The 12,428-nt window shown below is 31.8% G+C and carries 14 protein-coding genes; 5 read left to right on the forward strand and 9 right to left on the reverse strand.

Annotated elements, in window-relative coordinates; all coding sequences use genetic code 11:
• Positions 1-77: 77 nt before the first annotated feature.
• Together cfbA and IKS50_RS04840 are read right to left on the reverse strand one after the other, a co-directional pair.
• Positions 78-989 (reverse strand): sirohydrochlorin nickelochelatase, encoded by a 912-nt coding sequence (gene cfbA, locus IKS50_RS04835; RefSeq protein WP_292846199.1) that lies wholly within the window; start codon positions 987-989, stop codon positions 78-80.
• Entirely contained in the window at positions 961-1,359 is a 399-nt protein-coding gene (locus IKS50_RS04840; RefSeq protein WP_116592943.1) for a Zn-ribbon domain-containing OB-fold protein, read from the reverse strand. Before IKS50_RS04840 ends, cfbA begins: the two co-directional genes overlap by 29 nt.
• Before the next feature lie 172 nt (positions 1,360-1,531).
• Here IKS50_RS04840 and IKS50_RS04845 point away from each other — a divergent pair, with 172 nt between their 5' ends.
• Together IKS50_RS04845 and IKS50_RS04850 are read left to right on the forward strand one after the other, a co-directional pair.
• Entirely contained in the window at positions 1,532-2,485 is a 954-nt protein-coding gene (locus tag IKS50_RS04845) for a hypothetical protein (protein ID WP_292846202.1), read from the forward strand.
• Positions 2,472-3,323: a hypothetical protein gene (locus tag IKS50_RS04850; protein ID WP_292846205.1), complete on the forward strand. Its 852-nt coding sequence runs from the start codon at positions 2,472-2,474 to the stop codon at positions 3,321-3,323. Before IKS50_RS04845 ends, IKS50_RS04850 begins: the two co-directional genes overlap by 14 nt.
• 585 nt (positions 3,324-3,908) lie before the next feature.
• On the opposite strand, the gene IKS50_RS04855 is transcribed toward IKS50_RS04850, so the two are convergent.
• From IKS50_RS04855 to IKS50_RS04870, 4 genes are read right to left on the reverse strand one after another with little or no spacing between them, the layout of a single operon-like run.
• The gene (locus IKS50_RS04855; RefSeq protein ID WP_292846208.1) at positions 3,909-5,162 is read right to left on the reverse strand and encodes a magnesium transporter; all 1,254 of its coding nucleotides are present in this window, start codon (positions 5,160-5,162) and stop codon (positions 3,909-3,911) included.
• A gap of 34 nt (positions 5,163-5,196) precedes the next feature.
• Positions 5,197-5,796: a potassium channel family protein gene (locus IKS50_RS04860; RefSeq protein WP_292846211.1), complete on the reverse strand. Its 600-nt coding sequence runs from the start codon at positions 5,794-5,796 to the stop codon at positions 5,197-5,199.
• Positions 5,797-5,807: 11 nt separating this feature from the next.
• Complete coding sequence (cobJ, locus tag IKS50_RS04865; RefSeq protein WP_292846214.1) at positions 5,808-6,881, reverse strand: precorrin-3B C(17)-methyltransferase; 1,074 nt, start codon at positions 6,879-6,881, stop codon at positions 5,808-5,810.
• 7 nt (positions 6,882-6,888) lie between these two features.
• Positions 6,889-7,386 carry a hypothetical protein gene (locus IKS50_RS04870; RefSeq protein WP_292846216.1) on the reverse strand — a complete coding sequence of 166 codons (498 nt, stop codon included), beginning with the start codon at positions 7,384-7,386 and terminating at the stop codon, positions 6,889-6,891.
• 160 nt (positions 7,387-7,546) lie between these two features.
• Between IKS50_RS04870 and IKS50_RS04875 the strand changes: the two genes are divergently transcribed.
• Positions 7,547-9,205 (forward strand): DNA-directed DNA polymerase II small subunit, encoded by a 1,659-nt coding sequence (locus tag IKS50_RS04875; RefSeq protein ID WP_292846219.1) that lies wholly within the window; start codon positions 7,547-7,549, stop codon positions 9,203-9,205.
• A gap of 11 nt (positions 9,206-9,216) precedes the next feature.
• Entirely contained in the window at positions 9,217-9,792 is a 576-nt protein-coding gene (locus tag IKS50_RS04880) for a class II aldolase/adducin family protein (protein WP_292846222.1), read from the forward strand.
• Here the strand turns inward: IKS50_RS04880 and IKS50_RS04885 are convergent.
• The gene (locus tag IKS50_RS04885) at positions 9,789-9,956 is read right to left on the reverse strand and encodes a Met repressor (protein ID WP_292846225.1); all 168 of its coding nucleotides are present in this window, start codon (positions 9,954-9,956) and stop codon (positions 9,789-9,791) included. The genes IKS50_RS04880 and IKS50_RS04885 overlap by 4 nt on opposite strands.
• 145 nt (positions 9,957-10,101) lie before the next feature.
• On the opposite strand from IKS50_RS04885, the gene IKS50_RS04890 reads away from it, so the two are divergent.
• The gene (locus IKS50_RS04890; RefSeq protein ID WP_292846228.1) at positions 10,102-10,350 is read left to right on the forward strand and encodes a UPF0147 family protein; all 249 of its coding nucleotides are present in this window, start codon (positions 10,102-10,104) and stop codon (positions 10,348-10,350) included.
• 31 nt (positions 10,351-10,381) lie between these two features.
• Here IKS50_RS04890 and IKS50_RS04895 read toward each other — a convergent pair whose 3' ends face one another.
• Together IKS50_RS04895 and IKS50_RS04900 are read right to left on the reverse strand one after the other, a co-directional pair.
• Complete coding sequence (locus IKS50_RS04895; RefSeq protein ID WP_292846231.1) at positions 10,382-11,395, reverse strand: cobalt-precorrin 5A hydrolase; 1,014 nt, start codon at positions 11,393-11,395, stop codon at positions 10,382-10,384.
• Entirely contained in the window at positions 11,392-12,420 is a 1,029-nt protein-coding gene (locus IKS50_RS04900) for a cobalamin biosynthesis protein (RefSeq protein WP_292846234.1), read from the reverse strand. The genes IKS50_RS04895 and IKS50_RS04900 overlap by 4 nt, the downstream gene beginning before the upstream one ends.
• Between the last annotated feature and the right edge of the window lie 8 nt (positions 12,421-12,428).

Below are 12,428 nucleotides of genomic sequence, written 5' to 3' on the forward strand. Positions count from 1 at the left end.
TCTCCAAAATTAAATTTTAAATTAAATTCCATTAAGTTATATTGATTAAAAAATTTTTCAAAAAAATATAGGAAAAATCATAATTTTTCCTCAACCATTGAAACTAAAATATCTATCAGAATGTCATCCGCTTTAATAGGCTCCGGATACAATATTTCCCCCTCGAACTCAACTGGGGTCAAGTCATGCACATGGTCATGGTCGCCGTGGCCATGGGAATGTGAATGCTCATGTTCATGCTCTTCCAAAAATCCTAAAATGTGTGGAATGTCATGAGTTGTGTGCATTCCAGGAGCAATGAAGATAGGTACAACCACCAATCTTTCCAAATCGTTTTCATCCACCAATTTATTAATGGATTCTGGAATGCTTGGACCGCATAGTTCCATGAAACCGAAGCTTGATGGCACTTCGCATGTTTTTTCAAATTTATTGTATAACGCGGTTGCAAATTCCTTATTATAATTTAGTCTTGATCCGTGGGTTACAAGCAAAATACCTGTTTTTGCACTATCATCCAATTCAGACTCTGCTAAAGCTTCATTAATCCTTTTATCAATAATGTCTAAAAGCTCATCCCTAGGTCCAATGCAGCTTAACAGCTCAATTTCGCCGTCGAAATCAACATCATCTGCAATTGACAAATAATGTTCTGCAGGATAGTTTCCGTCGGGACATCTAGGATCGACTTCAAGCGGTTCCAAACCTAACAATTGTGGAATATCAATGTTTGTGTGAATTCCAGGTGCTAAAAATACAGGCAAAGCTATGATTTTATTCAAATCATCAACTTCATCCTTAAGGATTTCAACAGCACCGGCAATAGTAGGCTCTGAAACTTTCATGTAACCTATTTCAGTTGCAAGGCCTGTTTTTTTGATAAACTTTTCTTTAATTTCGACAAATACTTCTTCAGCGTAAGGCAAGGTACTGCCATGGCTGACAAGAATTACGCCAGTATTATTTGATAACTTTGAACTTGTATCCATATGAGATTACTCCGTCTTCTCCATCTTCTCTAACTCTTCTAAATACCATTTCAACATCGTCACCGATTTCGAGTGAATCCACATCACAATCGACTAATTGGGTGGTTAATTTTGCACCTTCTTCAAGTTCAATGACCGCTACAGCATATGGAGCTGATTTTTTAAAGTCATCAGGTGCTGATCTAATTACTGAATAAGTATATATTTTTCCTTTTCCTGAAAATTGGAAAGGTTCAAGGTCTCCTTTTCTCCTACAATTAGGACAAACTACACGTGATGGGAAAAATACTTCACCACAAGTGTTACATTTGGAACCTATAAGATTGTATCTTTGTTGTATATGACGCCATGTTCTTACAGTATCGGACATGTGAATCCTCCTATAATTTTCAATAAGTATAATTTATCTTAAATAATATAAATAGGTATTTTTTTTAATACTATTTTTTGTATTTTCATCAAATCGTATTAACATTTTTTTGAAAAATCATACAGTCGCACTTCGGCAATTAATTTATAAATATCTATCTAAATTTTAAAAAATGAAAAGAAAAAAACTTGACTCAAAAGGTAATATAATAGTAGGCACGACTGCAATTCTGATTGTAGGATTGCTGATTATTTGTATTTTTGTTTTAACAAGTATTAATTACATTCAAAACTCAAACATCAATTCTGAATCAAATGACAATTTTAAATACATTATTGATGATTATTCAGCGAATTTAGAACTGATGGGAAGGGATTCAATAGCTGAAGCCACCCAAAAAGTATACAATGGCCTGCCTGTTTTGAATAGTGAAGATCAGATTAAAAAGAATTTAAATAATATATTAAAAGAGAAAAACCAAGAATTTAAGGAAAAATACAATATTGATTTATCATCAGAAGCAATTTCAGTGGAACCTACCGATTCTCCTTGGAAAGTATTATTCAAAGTTAAATTAAAAGGTAAAAAAGGTAATGAGGAATTTAATCAAATTATTGAGAGAAATTCATCAATTGAAGGTTTAAGAGATCCGCTTCCAATAGCAAAACTCACAATTGTCTCCGGAGTGATGGCATATGATGATGAAATACATTATAAAACCGCACTATCGGCATATATGCTTTTACATGATCTTGATTCCCCCGAATCATATATTGAAGCAACAGCACCATTAAATATAAAAAAATGTCCTTATGACCCTTATATTCATCATGGCGATCATGGCGTTTTAAGGGATTGCCTTGACAGCGGATACTTTCATGAAAGTGCAGACGGAAGCTGTTATTTGTGCCGGCTTGAAGGAAAGGGAAAGTGTCCGCATTATGGTCTGGAAGTGTTTATTCAAACACACACACCTCTCAATAATGAAACACTATCCTGTTCCGACCATGTAGTGTTTGCAGACCACTACAATGGAGAAAAAATTGACCCCGATGATTGGAACAGCTTGATTTTAGACGATTCACACAGAAAAAAATACGGATTGGTTGGAAATGAAAGCTATTGAAATAAGTATGATTTTAATTATAATTCTACTGATTTTCGGCGTGATTCTTGAATCTATCGAAAATTCGGCCGAAAAGGCAATCAAGGCAACAGAAAACAACAATATGGAAAAACTAATCTCGGAAGTTATTGACAATTTAATTAACAATCCAGGAGTTCCTGAAAATTGGAATGACTATGCCAGCGGTACACCTGGACTTGCAATAGTTAATGATGAAGGACAGGTTGTTCCGAACAGTGTTGCATATTTTAAACTGATTGCTCTTGGAAAAAATTACGAAAAATTAGTCTATGAAAAACTGTTTAATTCAAAAATTCATTCCTCAATTGAGTTAAAGCCTAAGGAAAGTGATATTTCAAGTGTAAAGATTGGAGAGGATGATGAAGGCAAGACCACATTTTCCATGACAAGACTTGTGAAATGTGACTTTTACAAAAGCTATGTAATTAAAGATTTTGAAAACGAAGGAAAATGCAACAAACATCATAATCAGGCCGAATGCAGCTGCAACTACTTTAAAGTCTTTGACAGCAATTTCAAAACGGCCGATTACTATTTATTGATTGATGATAGTGAAACATACGATTTGTCATATATGGTGGATACAACAAGAGTTGTTAAAGAGAAATACTGGAAAACGGCGATATCCAGTGAAATTTACTTAAACAATGAAATTGAGTTTTATGATGATACGAGTGCCGTGGCCTTTGTCCATCTGGACAATCCCCATCCGAAGGCTCTTTTGGTATCTGTTCCGAAAAATTTTGATGAAGATTTTTTAGAATATGATTACTTTAGAACAAATGATTGTGAATTAATTTTAAGAGCTTGGTATTAGCAAAATTGATTATTTTTATAAAAAAAATTTAAATATTGAATAAGGAAAAATTTGATAACAAATTTTAGCAAATCCTTATTCATTAAACATATAATAGGTCTGTTAGTGACCTCTAACATCATCAGATGTCGATATAATATTTGAAAATTTTTATATTTAAAAGTTTCTAATTTTCTAAATTTATAGGATTAAAGCAAATTTCATTGTCAAAACAATTTTTTAAAGTCAATACAATATTGTTTTTAAAATTTAATCAAATATATATAGAATTAAAATTAAATAACCAATTCTAAAACACTAATAAAAATTAAACATGTAATAGGTGTTTTTATAAGTATATCATGAAAATTTGCACTTTGTGCAGGAGGATGTTAGTGGCAGTTGAAAAGATAGTGCTTGCTATAGCGTATATCTTTCTAGCAAGTTACTATTCGTTGTTAGCCATTAACTTGTTAATGTACTAGCCTATGAAATTGAAATAGAAGCATAGTTGGATTATCCAAAAATTTTTTAATTTGATAAATTAGCAATTTAAATGATAATGATTCTTAATATGTGTTTTATAGCTTCTATTTTATTCATAGTTTAAATTAAAGCTCCTAATATAAGCAAAGAAACTGAAATCAATACTAAACTGGAAATTGAATCAGTTATACTGGTTGAAATAGGAATAACAATATTATCTGGGTCTAAATTGCGATTATATGATGTTATTGACACATAATAAACAAGGGTAATCATGATTGCTACCAGAATTATTCCGGATATTGTTGATATTTGAACTATCTTATCAAATCCAACGCCAACCAAACCTAAAGCAAAAGATGATCCTTCAGCCAAAAGACCAATTATTGGGAAGATTATGACAGCTAAAATAAAGCAAATCATGAAATTGTGAAGCGCTTCCCCTTCAGGTTTTGTGAACGGTTCTATTAAACCTGAGTGGAGACCTGAAGATAATCTAGCTCCTAAAATACTAATTAAACTTCCACTTTCTCCTGAAAATAGTGGCAAGAGAGTCAATAAGCTTGGATTTGTAAGCAATGTTTCAACTGCTGAGTTTAATATACTTCCGGCCGCTCCTCCTAAAAAGGAACATAAAAGTAGAACCGGGGTGGATTGCTTTAAAATTGTATTTGTTTCATAAGACAATCTGTAGCAGTAAACAAAACTCAAGGCAATAGCAATCAATATTATAACAAGAATGACATCCTTAAAGACAAGTGCCTTTAAAATGTAAATTGATGCGATAATGGCCGGCAATGTAAATAAATCACCGAATGCCGCAATGATTGGGCTTGTAATATTATCCGGATCCCATCCATGTTCAAAACTTTTGAATGAAATGAACATTGTAATCGGAAGCATTATCAAGTTTGAAATTATGCCTGCAATAACACAAATCAACATGAAATCGATTATGCTCATTGAAGGTTGATGTAATAAAATACATAACATTTTAGCTATAATTGCTAAAAACAAGGACAATACCATTGTTAAAACAAAGGATGCAAAGATATTATAATTCAATTGCTCTGAAAATTCAAACTCCGGTGATATAATACCGATGTGCAGGTTGGTTGATAATCTGGAGGCAAAAGAACCGAAAATATTTCCTCTCATGCCGATAGCTCCAGGAATTACCACTAATAAACCTGGGAATGTTTCAAGGAAAAAGGTCATCTTACCTAAGATAACACCGGCGCACAAATCGCCTATAGCACAAATCAATAATGCTATAAGACTTTCTTTAATAACAGAGCTGTGTTCTTCAACAAAATCAGGAAATGTTGAAAATACAGATAGCGGAGTGCGAATCTTCTTCTGTTTGTCTGTCACACATATCACTACCCATAATCATTTCTTTCACTTCCTAGTTTTCATCTTCTAATTCTTCTGGAATATCTTCTAGTGAACAAGTTCCCGCAGCCAATTTTTCAAGCAAATCGGCGCCTTCATCTGTTCCTTTCAAAATTAATGTATCTGCAGGTAAAAGCATGGTACGTTTGTCCGGTCCATAAATCCAGGATGTACCTCTTCTGATTGCAATTACTCGCATACCAGTACGATTTACCAATAATAAATCGCCTAAAGTATTATTTGCTAAATCTGAATTATCTGATATTGTAACTCTTACAATACTTTTATCAGACTCTTCCATAACCATTTTAAATACAGGGTGTGGTTTAAACCCGGTTATTACCAAATCAGCTAAATCTTTAGCCGCGTTTGCTATACTTTCAGCGGCTTCAGCAATCTCAAGTAAAGCGGTTAATTTTTCCGCATCTTCATAAGATCTCGCCGCCACTAACGATTCTTTTTTAATTTCATAGTTCATAGAGTTAACTTCATTTTCCAATGCAATAACTTCTTCAGCTGCAGCTTTACTATTAAATAAAACAGCTGAATAAGCTAAATCCACCATTAACTCCGACATATTTTTCATTTCTATTAAAAGATTTTTAATTGACAATTCAAATTCCCCTAAAGATCATTTGGATTAGTTTTTAATAAGCATGCTTTTCTAAGTTTTAATAATGTTTTCTTTTTGGTTTTTAAATCTTCAACTTCTTCAAGAATGTTTTCTAAAGGCTCTCGTAAACATTCAACAGCTTCCTTGGTATGTAACCAGTGACAATTTGTACAGTTCCATACGCCTTTTCCCTTAATCCATTCTCCTCCAGTTGCAGAATCTCCACATGGGTAAAACGGACAATAGCAGAAATCGCAGTACTGGCCATCCCAATGGCAAGGATAGAATTCACATTCCCTATTTGGTCCATGCGGAACGTCACCATTTAAGAATTTTTCATAATGATTTTGTGATAATGGATGGATTTTAGACCTAATAACATATCCTCTTGGTGTAATTAGCTTATCGTCTTGAACGTAAGTTATATCATTTCCAACAATTAATGTGCAGGACATGTTGACTATGTCTTCTGACAAATCTTTAACTTTAACAATTGTAGTTTTTGGAGGCTCATAAGTACTATCAATGATGCCTATTAATGCATCTTCGCCTTTAATATCTAAAACCGCTTGTTTAAATCTTCTGAAAGGTTCCTTACGGGTTTTGCTTATAGGATTATAAATTGCAATAATCAAATTTGCTTCAAGAGCGTATCTTAACTTTTTTTCGATTTCAGATAATGGAGTTAAAATATTGCTTAAGCTTATTGCTGCAAAATCATGTAAAGGAGCGCCTAAATGACTTGCTGCATAATTAAGCGCTGAAACACCAGGATATACCTTAATTTCAACATCCTCATATTTACTTACAATTTGATATAATACATTTGCCATTCCAAAGACCCCAGGATCTCCGGAACTGATTAATGAAACTGTCTGGCCTTCCTGACTTCTCTTTATAGCAAATTCTGCCCTAACTATTTCATCACCCATTCCTTTTTTAATTATTTCTTTTCCTTCAATTAAATCATCAATCTGGTTAATATACTTTTTATAACCGATGATGACATCGGACTCTTCAATAGCTTTTAGGGCTCCTAAAGTCATGTTGTCTCTATTTTGACCGATTCCTATAACATTAATCATTATATCACTAGTACAGTTTTAAAATTGAAGTTATTTCTAATGTATTTTCATCAACTCTTAGACCATTTTCTTTGAAAGATGCCTGAGCGGTAGCAATTACTTTGTAAGACGGATCTTGACTAATGATAATCTGACCGGAACTTGATTTCGGTGAAGCATAACCTAATGCTTCAATATTAACTGTTAAATTCTCATTGTCAGTATCATCATAGGTTGTTATATTCATTGAATTAATATTTACGCCATCTACTTGCGATAGCGATTCCATCTTAAGTGCAACATCTTTCTTATTTGAAATGTTTACTGGAGTTGGGTCTTTTATTAATACGTCGTTTACTTTTTCAGGATTAAAAAATTCTTGAATTTTTGATATTTGCATATCTATTAATCCTTGAACGTTAGGAGCTTCAGCTGTAACAATAGTATATGAACTAAAAAGACCTAATTCAAAAAATACAATAAATAACACTATTATCAATACAATTCTAAGTATTTTGTTTGCCATTTTATCACAATCATTATTCTCTATAAATATAGATTATATAATACTTTAAAATATATGTCTAATATATAATAAATATAACCCAAATTTTCAATTTAAAATTAATATTGTTTTTTCAAATTCTCAAAGTTTATTAATATAAAAAAATAAAATTTTTATCAATATGTCAACTAATAAAATTCTATTGAAATTTGCAAAAAAAGGAATAAACCTATCACCTGAAGCTTATGAAAAAGTCATTAATGAAGAAAATCCTTTAAATTTTGCATCTACTTTAATAGTCAAATTAAAAAGTGATAAATTCACTTCAAAAGACTTAGTTTCAGTCAGTGGCGAAACTATCGACGAAATATTAGGTAAAAAAACAACCAAAAAAAGTGAAAATCAAGACACTTTAATTGAAAAAGAAGTTGATAAAACACCACAAAAGACTAACATTGCTCAAAAAAATAAAGAAGTTCCAAAAAAACCTACTTCAATAGATTCTCTTAAAAAAGAAAGTGATGAACCTGAAAAACATGTCAATGAAATTATTGAGGAAGCTTCTGAAACAATTAAAGACACTAAAATTAAATTTAAAAGAAATGAGCAAAAAACTAATGTTAAATATGACTTTAAAATCATCCAAGATACAAGTAAAAAATCATACACCAGCGGAGAGATAGAAAACTTAATCGCTTATTTTAGAAGTAGATATGAAAAATTGGCAAATATATTATCAAAAAGGCCAGAACTCAGAAACTATACAAAAATCGCCGATATTGATGATGGAATGGATAGTTTAAGCCTGATATTGATGGTCCGTGAAATAAGATCCAGTAAGAACGGTCATAAAATCGTTGAATTTGAAGATGATACTGGAAATATCTCTGTTTTATTTTCAAATAAAAACGAAGAATTATTTGCTGAAGCTGAAAAGCTTGTTAAAGATGAAGTTGTTGGTGTTATTGCAAATAAAAGTGACGATTCAAACTTTGCATTTGGCCAAGAAATCATTAATCCTGGTGTATTAAGTGTTCCTGAAAAAAAAATGGATTTCGGAATTGTATTCCTGTCAGATGTTCATATTGGTAGCTTAACCTTCCTTGAAGATGCATTCCAAAGATTTATTGATTGGATTAACTGTGAACAAGGTACAGAAGAGCAAAGAAAGGTTGCTGAAGATGTAAAATATCTTATAATCGGTGGAGATATTGTGGATGGTATTGGTGTGTATCCGAATCAAGATAAAGAGCTTGTCATTAAGGATATTACAGAGCAATACAATGAAGCTGCCAGATTTTTAGGAAATATTAGAAGTGACATCAAAATTATCATCGCTCCTGGAAACCACGATGCATCAAGAGTAGCAGAACCTCAGCCAGCAGTGCCTGAAGAATATGCAAAAGCGTTATACGAACTTGACAATGTTGAATTCATTTCAAATCCTGGTGTAGTTTCACTTGATGGAATTAATGTTTTAATTTATCATGGACGTAGTTTTGACGATATGGTAATGGCTGTAAAATCATTCAGTTATGAAAAAAATGATGAAATAATGGAAGAATTATTGCAAAAAAGACATTTAGCTCCACTTTATGGTGAAAGAACTCCCCTTGCATCAGAACTTGAAGATTACCTCGTGATTGATCAAGTTCCAGATGTCCTGCATACAGGCCATGTTCACGTAAACAGCTACAGAAAATTCAAAGGGGTTCATTTGATTAATTCAGGTACTTTTCAGACTCAGACCGAGTTCCAAAAAATATATAATATCGAACCGACTCCAGCAGAAGTTCCGATTCTTCATAAAGGAAAATATAAGCATTTCAAATTTTTATAAGGTGTTGTTTAATGAAAAAAAATGTTGCTGAAATCATTGACGTTTGTAATGAAATTTATAATAAAGGTTTAGTTTCTGGAAAAGCTGGAAATGTTAGTGCAAGATTTGGAGATGTTGTTGCTATCACTCCTACTTTGAAATCATTGTCCCAGCTTAATGAAGAAGATATAGTACTGGTCAATATGGAAGGGAATGTGCTCACAAAAGGCAAACCGTCTTCTGAAGTAAATATGCATTTAGGAATCTATAAAAAAAGATCAGACGTTAATGCTATTGTACACACTCACTCACCATATGCAACAGGATTTGCCTTTTCAGATAAAAAACTTAAAAGATTGGAAGGTTTCGGCGAAATTAAAAATCCATATTTGCCTTTTATCGAATATGAAAAACCGGGAACCGATGAACTTGCAAAAAGTGCCGCCGAAGGAATCGGTGATGATGACGTGCTAATATTAAAAAATCATGGTGTGATTTGTGTAGGCGATGATTTAAAAGAAGCTATGCTGCTTGCAGTTTTTGTTGAAGAAAGTGCAAAAACCCAATTCAATACATTGATGTTAAATTCAGTAGAAGAACTTGATTAGTCTTCATCTGAAATTAAATCTGCTTTGTTTCTACTTATTAATCCTTCTTCAATCATTTTTATAATTAATCCGGATAAAGAAGTGTCTTCATCGATTGCTAATTTTTTTAATTCTTTTTTTAATTCTACAGGTAAGTTTATTGTGGTTTTGCTTATATCTGACATGTATAATAATTCTAATTTAATTTAATATAAATTTTTCTAAAGAAAAAATTATCACTACCAAAAAGTATTTAAATTGATTAGTAACAAATATTAAACTAATAGTTATTTTACTTATTTTAATCATTTTTTTATGGAGGGAAGCCGAATGAGCAATCAAGCAATTGAAGAAGTATGTGAAATCCTTAACTATATTTCAGATAATAACACTGTTCCTCGTAATATTAGAGAAGCAGCTAGTCAATCTTGTGATTTATTAAAAGATGATGAGCAAGATCAATCAGTAAGAATAAGTACTGTACTTGGAAAATTAGACGAAATCAGTAATGATCCTAATATTCCTGTTCACGCAAGAACTTTAATTTGGGAAGTTCTTTCTAAATTAGAAGCTATTTAAATAGCTTTTTTTATTTTACTATTTTTTTTAACTATCTTGAAACCGCCACAGATATTGTAACGCCATCATAAGAAGTCTTTTTATAAATTAATTTTGACTCAAAACCTGCCATTATTAATGCTGAAGGTTCACAGACACCGTAGATTCCAAATTTTGAATATACGAATTCGGATTTACTAACATCATTGGATTCAAACAACTTCAATTTATCTATTTCAACAAATTCAACAGGTATTCCCAAACTTTCAGATAATTCCAAAATACCTTTCTCATCCTTTTTTATCTCGGCTGATGTTAGAAGATTCACCCTGGACTGACGAATATTCAAGTCATCCAACGATTTCATAAATCCATCGCGGATTTTTTCACATTCTTTGCCACGCCTACAGCCAATTCCAACGACTATCTTTTTCTCTTTCAATATGAGTTTGTGCTCATCAACGCTGACAAGTATTTCATCCGTATTAATTTTTGATGAGTAATAAATCGAAACGTTTATTTCCATATTGGTGTTGTTTAAATATTCAAATAAATATTCAAAATTTTTATTTGGGTTGACGGTTAAGGAAATTTCACGACCTTCCAAAATGGCCTTATTAAAGTATAGAATCTCTTTTGAATTATCAATCGATAAATACAAGTCACGAGCCAAAACATCAATACCCAACTTATTATTCACATCTGTTGATGTGGTGATAACCGGTGTTGCATTAATCAAATTGCTTATCTTTTTGGTTAGTTTATTGGCTCCGCCTAGATGTCCCGAAAGCGTTGAAATAGCAAATCTGCCATTATCATCAATGTTTACAACTGCAGGATCAGTCAGTTTAGATTCTATTAATGGTGCAATGGATCTTATCAATATTCCAGAAGCCATTATTGCAATTATCGCATCATATTCGTGAAATAAAATTGGAAAATACTTTTTAACATTTTTATGATATAAATCACACATTATTATTGTTGAATCTAAATCCAATTTATCTTTTAAATCAAAAGCCAATTCTTGACCTTTATCTGATACGGAAATGATAGCTACTTTCATAATATCACAAACAGTAATGTAAATAGGAATATAATAGTTATTGTAAACAATATTATAGTTAATTTTGACAGCTTAACAGCCTTTGAAATATCGTCTGCTGTTATATCTTTATTGTCATCACCTAAAATATAAGTATCTTTTTTGATTAATTGAATGTTTAAAGCGCCGGCGGTAGGTGCCATTGTAAAACCTGAATTTGGTGAAGGGCATTTTCTAGCATCCCTCATCATAATCTTATAAGCATTCTTCCAATCCAGTTTAAGTAAATAAGCTGAAAAAACAACGAATATTCCTGAAAGTCTTGAAGGAATGAAATTCAATATATCATCAATTTTTGCAGGGAAATAACCTATATGGTTCAATTCTTCGGTTTTGTACCCAAGCATTGCATCAAGAGTGTTGAATATACGATAAAACATTGGTACTAGCAGCAAATAAAACAATGCAGTATCAATAGGTGAATACAGAATTACTGCACCGAAAACAAAATAGTAAAATACCGGAGCAACATAAGAATCAGTTATATTTTCAGTTAAACTTTCAATTGTTGCTGAAACAATGAACGATTCTGTTAGCTGGTCTGTTTCACGACTGACTAGGTATGACACCAATTGCCTTGCTTTATCAATGCTTTCGTTTAATGCATTTGCTACATCAATCGCTGTCTGTAATAACATGTTTACAGAAAATGTGGATGATAATAATATTGTAAATACAATAAATAACAAAATCAGATTAAAAGAACAAACCAAATAAATCAAATACAAAATGATAGTTGAAACAATCAACACACATAAAACAACCAGCAGGCCAGATAACTTATTTTTGACATTGATGAAAATTCTTTTGAAAAAATCAATCAAAGATCCAACAATAACAACAGGATGTATTCTTGTTGGCAGCTCTCCGAATATAATATCAATTGCTAATGATAACAATAATGCTAAAACAATAAAGACATACAAGCTTATTGAAGTTGATTTTAGCGATAAAATATCATTAACTAAATTATTATATTCAATCATAGTTTAAT

Source organism: Methanobrevibacter sp. (genome assembly GCF_017539065.1).
Classification (GTDB): domain Archaea; phylum Methanobacteriota; class Methanobacteria; order Methanobacteriales; family Methanobacteriaceae; genus Methanocatella.

Bases quoted from the DNA above. Each gene is read 5' to 3' on its own strand.
- cfbA (WP_292846199.1), bottom strand. From the start codon at position 989: ATGGATACAAGTTCAAAGTTATCAAATAATACTGGCGTAATTCTTGTC.
- IKS50_RS04840 (WP_116592943.1), bottom strand. From the start codon at position 1,359: ATGTCCGATACTGTAAGAACATGGCGTCATATACAACAAAGATACAAT.
- IKS50_RS04845 (WP_292846202.1), top strand. From the start codon at position 1,532: ATGAAAAGAAAAAAACTTGACTCAAAAGGTAATATAATAGTAGGCACG.
- IKS50_RS04850 (WP_292846205.1), top strand. From the start codon at position 2,472: ATGAAAGCTATTGAAATAAGTATGATTTTAATTATAATTCTACTGATT.
- cobJ (WP_292846214.1), bottom strand. From the start codon at position 6,881: ATGATTAATGTTATAGGAATCGGTCAAAATAGAGACAACATGACTTTA.
- IKS50_RS04870 (WP_292846216.1), bottom strand. From the start codon at position 7,386: ATGGCAAACAAAATACTTAGAATTGTATTGATAATAGTGTTATTTATT.
- IKS50_RS04875 (WP_292846219.1), top strand. From the start codon at position 7,547: ATGTCAACTAATAAAATTCTATTGAAATTTGCAAAAAAAGGAATAAAC.
- IKS50_RS04880 (WP_292846222.1), top strand. From the start codon at position 9,217: ATGAAAAAAAATGTTGCTGAAATCATTGACGTTTGTAATGAAATTTAT.
- IKS50_RS04885 (WP_292846225.1), bottom strand. From the start codon at position 9,956: ATGTCAGATATAAGCAAAACCACAATAAACTTACCTGTAGAATTAAAA.
- IKS50_RS04890 (WP_292846228.1), top strand. From the start codon at position 10,102: ATGAGCAATCAAGCAATTGAAGAAGTATGTGAAATCCTTAACTATATT.
- IKS50_RS04895 (WP_292846231.1), bottom strand. From the start codon at position 11,395: ATGAAAGTAGCTATCATTTCCGTATCAGATAAAGGTCAAGAATTGGCT.
- IKS50_RS04900 (WP_292846234.1), bottom strand. From the start codon at position 12,420: ATGATTGAATATAATAATTTAGTTAATGATATTTTATCGCTAAAATCA.